Raw genomic sequence first — 8413 nt, 5'->3', positions numbered from 1 at the left:
GTATAAGGAACAATAAATACCATATTATCTCAACTGCGTTTGAGCATCATGCCGTTTTAAACTCATTAAAAAGACTTGAAAATCTAGGTTTTGAAATTGAACTTATAAAACCTAGTGCAGACGGACTTATAAAAACTGATGATATAAAAAATGCTATTAAAAGCAATACAGCCGGCATAAGTGTCATGTATGCAAACAATGAAATAGGCACAATTCAGCCATTGCACAAATAGCAAAATTGCACACAGCGTGAATGCGCTTTTTCATACGGATGCGATTCAGGCAGCAGGTCACATCGATATTGATGTTACTAAGGTTGATCGTGAATATGAACTTGTTGAAGCATTTGCTAAAGAGCTTGGTACTCAGTTGATTCAGTTTGTTCCTCGTGACAATGAGGTTCAAAGAGCAGATATCAGAAGAAAGACTGTTATTGAACATCATCCTGATGTTGCACAAGCCGATGTATACAGAGAGCTTGCAAAGAAGATTGTGGAAAACCAGAACTTTGTAATTCCAAAACCATTAACTCATGATAGATTAGAAGAAATTCTTCTTGAGTACGGCTTAATGGATCTTTAGTAATTAACTTAGTGAGCAGTAATTATTTACAGCTCGCTTTATTTGTGAGCTTAGCTCTTACAGAAACAATCATTCCTAATATTACAAACATTGCACCTATAATCTCTTCTTTTATAAGTGTTTCACCTAAAACTACAAAACCAAGAGCTGCACCAAACAAAGGAATCAGATATACGAAAATTCCTCCTTTGCTAGCTCCAACTCTGCTTATTGCATAATTCCATGAGGCAAAAGCCACAATACCTGCAAACAAAGAAAGCACAAGGAAAGAAACAATGTCTGTAAACTCAATCTTATAAACAATCAGTGAATTGCTAAAGGAGCCAAAAACAAAACACAAAAAAGCACCGACAAGCGCTGTATAGGCTGTAACAGACAGTGCGTTTATATTAGGAGAGAGTCTGTAGCTTATAACAACATATACTGACCAGAGGATCTCACAGATAACCACTAAAATCTCGCCGAAATTGAATTCAAACTGAGTTATTACTTTAAGTGAGCCTTTGCTGACAATAATCATTGCTCCTATAAGAGAGATTAGTATGCCAAGCCAACCATACTTTGACAGTCTCTCGCCGATGAACAAAAATGCACAGACGGAAGTAACAGCAGGACCGATACTTTCAATTAGAGCTGCATTTGAAGCTGTCGTATATTTAAGACCTTCAAAAAGCAGTGTATTGTGTAGAAAAATACCCAATGCACCCATAGCTACCAGAAGCTTAAAGTCATGCAAAGAAACCTTAATGCTTTTTACGCCACCTTTAAAAAATAAAAAGGCAAACAGAATAAGGCTTACAAGAGTAAATCTAGCTCCTGTAATAAGCATTGGTGACAGACTGTCTTTTAGAATTCTTCCACAAAGGGGCGTAGCACCCCAGAAAAAGCATGCTAGAACAAGATAAAAATATGCTTTTGACTTTGAGGTCATAATTTACCTACCTGTCGTTTTTATCCTCATGAACTGCAGTGCCTTCAATTGTTCTGCCTCTTGTATAATGGTCTTTACTCTCAGAAAAAATATCATCCATGTTTGTATGATTAGCCTTTATATCTCTCTTGAATAAAAGAGCATATAGAGCAAGAGTCAAGGCAATGATATCAGTTATAAAACCAGGAAAAGCAAAAAGTAATCCTGCAAAAACAAAAAGAGAGTTTTTGCTTTTTGAAAAAGATAATGGATTTAAGGCAAGATTACCTATAAGAGCTCTAAAGCTGTTTTTTACAAGCCATATTCCTAAAAACACATCTGCTATAAGCCAAAAGATAGCATTTAAAGCTCCGATTGCAGCACCTACCTTGATAATGGAAACCAATTCAAGCAATAAAAATACAGATACTATCCAAAGCAGATTTCTATTCACAAATCACCTCATATTTTTTTTCAGTCTCATTATTTAAATGTAGACTGCTATCATGCAAATCAAGTTTTGTTTTTATTTTTTTTCTAATGTTACTGAATAATTATTGCTAAACGCGTCGCAAACTTATTATTTCGCTGTGACTATCCCCAAAGTTTTATATATTTTTCTAAAACAAAAATCTTTTTTGACGTATATATAAAAGACGTACATCTTCATTTTCTGCAAATACAAGAAAATAATGCACAAATGAATATTTAAAATATTTCGAGGTTTTTATGGACTTTTTTAGAAAACTAAGTATCAAAGCAAAATTAGTATTAAGTTTCGCTATATTAAATTTCACTATTGTGGTTGTATCAATTTTTTCTGTTGTTTCAAATTATGACAATATTAATACTTCCTACAATGTAGAAAGAATTCTTAATAAATCCTATAACAGAGTTATCAACACACAGCAGGCTCTAGAAAATGCAGATAACGGCATTTTAGAATACCTGCAACCTGACAAAGACCATAACAGAAATGATGCATTTATTGCTGATGCAGAAAGCATGATTGCTGAAATATCACGAATTGCATCAATCATGAACGAAAATGTAATTGGTGATCTTCCATCACCTGAAAACTATAAAAACCAAATTCTCGAAGTTAAACAGGCTTCAGCAAAACTTACAGCAGCATTTAGAAATGAAGTAGTACCTTTAGTTAAATCAAATAAAATAAATGAAGCTTTATCAGTCTACCTTAAAGACGTAAGGCCTCAGACCGTTAAGTGTCTTGATTTATTCAAAAAGATGATTAATGAGCAGGTATCATTAAGTACAAAGCTGACTGATAACAATACATCAAAAGCCCCAATGATTATTGCTATCATTCTTGCAGTTTTTGGCTTTGTAGTTGCTCTTTATCTATCTAGCATTCTATCAAGCTACATTACTAAAAACTTTGAAAAATTATCTTCATTTATCAATAACATGGCTAATGGAAACTTTGATTTCAAGATTCAGCATTCATTAAAGGATGAATTCGGTAGACTGTTTGATACAACTGTCGAGTTAAGACGTAAACTAGGTGGCTCACTTGAGGATGTTGTAAAGTCATATACAGAATTTGATTCAAAACTAAATGATATTAACGATAAGATTCAGAATGTTGCTGTTGCAATTGCTGATGCAGAAAGCAGATCTGTAACAGTTTCTGCTGCATCTGATGAGATGGTTTCAACAACAGCCGATATCGCTAAAAACTGCGAGAGTGCATCAGAAAACGCATCTCTTACACAGAATATTACAAGTCAGGGTGTAAGTGAAATTGACCATGTTATCGATGCTATTAGAGCACAGGCTGAAAAGACAAAACACGATGCAAAACTTATCGGTGCTCTTGTTGATCAGTCAAATAAGATCGGCTCTATCGTTCAGACTATTGAAGATATCGCATCACAGACAAATCTGCTTGCTCTAAATGCTGCTATTGAGGCTGCTCGTGCTGGTGAGGCTGGTAAGGGATTCGCTGTTGTAGCTGATGAAGTTCGTGCTCTTGCATCAAGATCATCGTCTTCTACACAGGAAATTACTAAGATGGTTTCACAAATCCAGACTGATGCAAACAGCGCTAACGAGTCTATGACAAATTCTCTACAGTTAATGAATGCTCTTGCTGAAAAGGCTGCTGGTGTTACATCTATTCTAAATGACATTATTAACAATGTTGACAGTGTAAATGCACAGATTGGACAGATTGCTACAGCTGCACAGCAACAGACCACTGCTACATCTGAAATTTCTAACAACATGCAGGGTGTAAGCAACCTTACACAGCAGAGTTCTAATCTTTCTCAGGAAAGTAGCAGTGAAATCGATACTCTGCGCATAACAGCAGAAGATCTGTTAAGAAAGCTCTCTACTTTCAGATTCTAAAAAAACAGATTAACCTCGTTTTAAAGCCATACTATGTATGGCTTTTTTTTACATGCTCGTCAAATTTTTTTCGTTAATCGATTAGCTTTTTGCCTATTGTGTTATATTCAAAAATAAATATTTTGCGTAATGGATAAAATGAAAAAGTTTATTTTTGCTCTGTTTTACTTTTTTATAGCTATGAGCCTTAACAATGTAAAGGCTGATGAGCTTTCTGATTTACTTACAATTGAAGACTCTAAAAAGGTTGAGAATCAACTCTTTGCAGCAAACTGCTCTCAAAATAACGATCTTATAAAATGCACCATATCTCCTGATAAGAACATATACATTTATAAGGATTCAATTAAAACAGAATCAACAGATGCGATTGTTGGTAATGTAATTTTACCAAAGGGAGTATCTCATGAAGATTCTCAGGGAATAAAACAGATCTACAACGCTCCATTCGAAATTGAAATATCCATTGCAAAGGCAAAAGCTTTTGACTCTGTAATTTTGTCTGCACAAGGCTGTGACAATAGTGGAATATGTTATGCTCCAGCCTCATACAAATATGTTATTGAAAAAGATATATCGGCAACTTCTTTTAGCAATAATTCAGATAATGTTTTATTTTCAAAAAATGATAGTTTTGCGCTCATTCTTCTATTAGCGCTTATTTTTGGAGCAGCACTCGATCTTACTCCTTGTTCCCTACCTTTACTTTCTATTTATTCGGCTACTATTCTAGGTTCACACAGTACAAAAAAGGATGCTTTTATCAATAATGCGGCCTATATCATTTCGCTTGCTTTAGGATATAGCATTATCGGTATTGTATTCTCCTTTATAGGTGTGTCAGCACATGGCTTTTTACAGCATCCTATAACATGCGTTGTTTTGAGCATAATACTGCTAGTACTGGCGCTTCATACACTTGATTTGCTCAGATTGCCAAATCTTCCAACATTTAATTCAAAGATACAAAATAGTCTTGCTTTACTAAGAAACGGCTCTGTAAAAAAAGCTGTTGTAATGGGACTTTTATCGGCACTGTTTACAACTCCATGTACCTCAGCTCCTTTAACTGGAGCTCTTATCTATGTAATGAAAACCAACTCAATAGTATTAGGATCACTCATTTTCTTTGCTATTGGTCTTGGAATGGGCTTACCTTTAATCATAATAGGACTTTTCGGCTCAAAAGCCCTTATTGTATTTAAAAGCAGAACCTCGATTATTAAAAAATTATTATCTCTTCCGTTGATAATTACTGCTCTATTCGTTTCAAGACATCTTTTAGGCGAGTATTCAAAGATTGCCTCAATATGCGTATACAGCATCTGCCTGTTTACACTGGTTACTTTACTTTTAAACAAAAAGAACAAGTTTTTAAAAATCAGCCTTTCTTCTATTGCTTTAGTATGTTGCTTTATTACAGGCTATTATTTTGAAAATTCAGTAGGCACACATAAGCTAAACTTTGAACAGATTTACAGCATTGAAGATTTAGAAAAATACAAAGGAGAAAAGATTTTTCTAACTGTCAGTGCAAGCTGGTGTGCAAACTGTCATCAGTTAGATGATGAACTTTATTCAACAGATGAGTTTTTAAATCTAGTAAAGGGATATCGACTATTAAGATATGACTTTTCTGATCCTAATTCAGTAGCATCTAAAAAGTTTAGCAGTCACTTTAATATGCTAGGTGTACCTTATGCCGTATTCATTGATGAAAATCTAAATGCTCTTAAGACTTACCAGGGACTGATAGGCATTGAGGATTTAGAGATAATTAAATAAAAATAAATCTCGTTATCAATCATTGAGATTAGTAACGAGATCTATACAACTCTAATAGTCTTATAAAGACTACATATTATTTCTTCTGTTCAGCTTCTTTCTTAGCTTCTTTAACGGCTGTCAACTTTACGTTGAAGATTAAGACAGAATTTGGTTTGATTATGTTGCCAACAGCATTCTCACCATATCCTAGCTTTGATGGAATATATAGCTCATACTCAGAACCAACAGTCATTAACTGAAGACCTTCAATCCAGCCTGGGATCATGTTGTCTAATGGGAATTCTACAGGAGCCTTCTGCTCATCAAATACTGTACCATCAATTAAGGTACCCTTGTAGATAACAGAAATGGTATCTCCTTTCTTAGGCATTGCACCTTCACCCTTAGTGATTACCTTGTACTGGAGACCTGATGCAGTTGTTACTACGCCTTCCTTTGAAGCATTTGCTTTTAAGAAGTCTTCACCAGCCTTTAAGTTATCCTCTGCAGCCTTCTTGGTCTCAACTTCTACTTTTTCCTGAATTCTCTTATCTAAATCCTTAAGAACATCTTCGATCTCATCACGACCAAGCATTGAAGCGCCGTTTACACCATCCTGGAAACCTGCAACGATCATTTCTGAGTTTAACTGACCAATGAAGTTTTCCTGGTTCTTTTTCATCTGAGATACATACTCACCTAATGAGGCACCGATAGCATAAGCAGCCTTGTCCTCAAAAGAGCTATCTTTTGAAATAGCACCTGACTGTGTAACTCCACCTACAGGCATTGAAATCTTATGGTCACATGCTGACAATGCAAAAGCTGATGCTGCAACAGCTGTTGCAATCAGAGCTTTCTTATAAAAGTTTTTCAAAATATTCTCCAAAATTTGTTATTTAAAAATGTTCAAATGGTTTTAAATTCTGATTGCACATAATACCATGATTTAATATCTGCAATTTAGAATTTTTACTTATTGAGCCTATTCTCGTGACTTTAGTACAGAATTTTTGAGCTATGTCCTCAATATTTTGTCTAAAACCTTTAGATGCTGTAAACAACAATTCATAATCACACCCACCGTACAGTGCTAGATCATAAACTTTTTCTTTAAGGTTATACTTAGCAAATTCACATGGAAGAGGAATATCCTCAAGATTAATCGAAGCTCCCACTTTTGAAGCATCGAGAATATGTTTCAAGTCACCTATAAGTCCGTCAGAAATATCAATTGCGCATTTTGAATATCTGCTAAGTTCTCTTGCAAAAGCACATCTGTCTTCTATGAGCATACTTTTTTTGTAACATTCATCAAAGACGGATTTATCCATTGTTATTTCATTGTAGCCTAAAGCAACAGCAAAACCAGGAAGCCCCAATGTTCCTGTTACATATATATCATCATCAACTTTAGCATTATCACGCCTCATTGCTCTGCTGTGATCTACCAAGCCATATGCACTGATTGTGATACTCAACTGACCTTTTGTTGTATTGCCACCGATAAGAGGAAGAGAATGCTTGTCCGCAAGAGAGAATAAACCTTTAGAAAAGCCTTTTAAGAAATTCTCATCTGCATTCGGTAATGTTAATGATAAAGTGAAGGCTATAGGCTTAGCCCCCATAGATGCAAGATCTGAGAGATTAACAAGGAGAGACTTGTAACCTAACAAAAAAGGATCCGTATTCTTGAAAAAATGGATCCCTTCAATCTGCGTATCTGTAGTGATAGCAAGTTCAGAACCCTGAGGAATATTTAAAAGGGCACAGTCATCACCAATACCAAGTGAAACAGCATCTGATTTATCGTGCCCAGAAAAATATTTGCCTATTAGCTCGAACTCGCCTAAAGACATATTACTTGATTGCCTTAATTACCTTATCAAGAACGCCATTTACAAATTTATGGCTGTCCTGCTCTGCAAATTCCTTTGCAAGAATGATTGATTCATTGATAACCACTCTGAAAGGAACTTCCTGACGGTATAAAAGCTCAAATGTACCTAAACGAAGAACTGCCTTGTCAACCTGATCTAGATCTTCAAGTGGTCTTGAAAGATGAGGTGCATAAGTCTCATCGATTTCTGAAACGTTGTTTACAACACCTGAAACAAGATCATGGAAATAATCAAGATCGGCACCTCTTACAGGCTGATCTTCAAGAAACTGGCGCTCAATCTCAGTTGGGCTTAACTGAGTAAGCTGCCACTGATAAATAGCCTGTAGAGCAAAATGTCTTGCCTTATGGCGCATTGCAGGTGTTACTGCACCTTCAGTTGCATCCATCTTTTACCTTCCTAACTAAATTGTTTAATAACGTTAACCATTTCAAGTGCAGATGAAGCAGCTTCACTACCCTTGTTACCTGCATGAGTACCAGCGCGCTCAACAGCCTGTTCTAGCTTATCAACAGTTAATACGCCGTTAGCAACTGGAATTGCATGCTTTAACATAACCTGAGTCATACCCTTAGCACACTCATTTGCTACAACCTCAAAATGATAGGTTGAACCTCTGATTACGCAACCTAAGGCAATAATTGCATCAACCTTCTTTGAAGCAGCGATTTTTTCGCATACTACAGGGATCTCAATTGCACCAGGAACTCTAACAACGGTAATATTCTCTTCTTTAACCTCACCTTCGCGCTTTAAGGTATCAATTGCACCTTCAACAAGACGCTCACAGATTAAGCTGTTAAAACGAGAAACAACGATAGCGAATTTACCGTCTCTACATGGCTTATTGCCTTCAATTACATTGACTGACATAAGTACT

10 protein-coding genes are annotated in these 8413 nt (G+C 35.7%); 4 read left to right on the top strand and 6 right to left on the bottom strand.

The window, feature by feature from the left end:
- The coding region (locus ACJML3_RS00920) for an aminotransferase class V-fold PLP-dependent enzyme (protein WP_406019809.1) at positions 1-233 on the top strand (233 nt) is incomplete at its 5' end.
- A gap of 4 nt (positions 234-237) precedes the next feature.
- Positions 238-582 carry a hypothetical protein gene (locus ACJML3_RS00915; RefSeq protein ID WP_406019811.1) on the top strand — a complete coding sequence of 115 codons (345 nt, stop codon included), beginning with the start codon at positions 238-240 and terminating at the stop codon, positions 580-582.
- A gap of 22 nt (positions 583-604) precedes the next feature.
- Here the strand turns inward: ACJML3_RS00915 and ACJML3_RS00910 are convergent, their stop codons facing one another.
- Both ACJML3_RS00910 and ACJML3_RS00905 read right to left on the bottom strand, forming a co-directional pair.
- A complete protein-coding gene (locus ACJML3_RS00910; RefSeq protein WP_406019807.1) occupies positions 605-1513 on the bottom strand; it encodes a DMT family transporter in 909 nt (302 codons plus the stop codon).
- Positions 1514-1520: 7 nt separating this feature from the next.
- On the bottom strand, positions 1521-1946 hold the full coding sequence (locus ACJML3_RS00905) for an FxsA family protein (protein ID WP_406019805.1): 426 nt from the start codon (positions 1944-1946) through the stop codon (positions 1521-1523).
- A 275-nt stretch (positions 1947-2221) separates the two neighbouring features.
- Here ACJML3_RS00905 and ACJML3_RS00900 point away from each other — a divergent pair, with 275 nt between their 5' ends.
- Positions 2222-3865, top strand: a complete 1644-nt coding sequence (locus tag ACJML3_RS00900; RefSeq protein WP_406019803.1) for a methyl-accepting chemotaxis protein — start codon at positions 2222-2224, stop codon at positions 3863-3865.
- A gap of 138 nt (positions 3866-4003) precedes the next feature.
- A complete protein-coding gene (locus ACJML3_RS00895) occupies positions 4004-5650 on the top strand; it encodes a cytochrome c biogenesis protein CcdA (RefSeq protein WP_406019801.1) in 1647 nt (548 codons plus the stop codon).
- A 76-nt stretch (positions 5651-5726) separates the two neighbouring features.
- On the opposite strand, the gene ACJML3_RS00890 is transcribed toward ACJML3_RS00895, so the two are convergent.
- From ACJML3_RS00890 to ribE, 4 genes are read right to left on the bottom strand one after another with little or no spacing between them, the layout of a single operon-like run.
- The gene (locus tag ACJML3_RS00890; protein WP_406019799.1) at positions 5727-6509 is read right to left on the bottom strand and encodes an FKBP-type peptidyl-prolyl cis-trans isomerase; all 783 of its coding nucleotides are present in this window, start codon (positions 6507-6509) and stop codon (positions 5727-5729) included.
- Between the two features lie 22 nt (positions 6510-6531).
- The gene (gene thiL / locus ACJML3_RS00885) at positions 6532-7491 is read right to left on the bottom strand and encodes a thiamine-phosphate kinase (protein WP_406019797.1); all 960 of its coding nucleotides are present in this window, start codon (positions 7489-7491) and stop codon (positions 6532-6534) included.
- 1 nt (position 7492) lies between these two features.
- Positions 7493-7921, bottom strand: a complete 429-nt coding sequence (nusB, locus tag ACJML3_RS00880; RefSeq protein WP_406019795.1) for a transcription antitermination factor NusB — start codon at positions 7919-7921, stop codon at positions 7493-7495.
- Between the two features lie 11 nt (positions 7922-7932).
- Positions 7933-8406 carry a 6,7-dimethyl-8-ribityllumazine synthase gene (ribE, locus tag ACJML3_RS00875; RefSeq protein ID WP_219937982.1) on the bottom strand — a complete coding sequence of 158 codons (474 nt, stop codon included), beginning with the start codon at positions 8404-8406 and terminating at the stop codon, positions 7933-7935.
- Positions 8407-8413: the final 7 nt, after the last annotated feature.

Source organism: Succinivibrio sp. (genome assembly GCF_045124615.1).
In the GTDB taxonomy this organism is placed as follows: domain Bacteria; phylum Pseudomonadota; class Gammaproteobacteria; order Enterobacterales; family Succinivibrionaceae; genus Succinivibrio; species Succinivibrio faecicola.
Note: the sequence above shows the minus strand (reverse complement) of the source record. Positions and strands in the feature narration are given on the sequence as shown.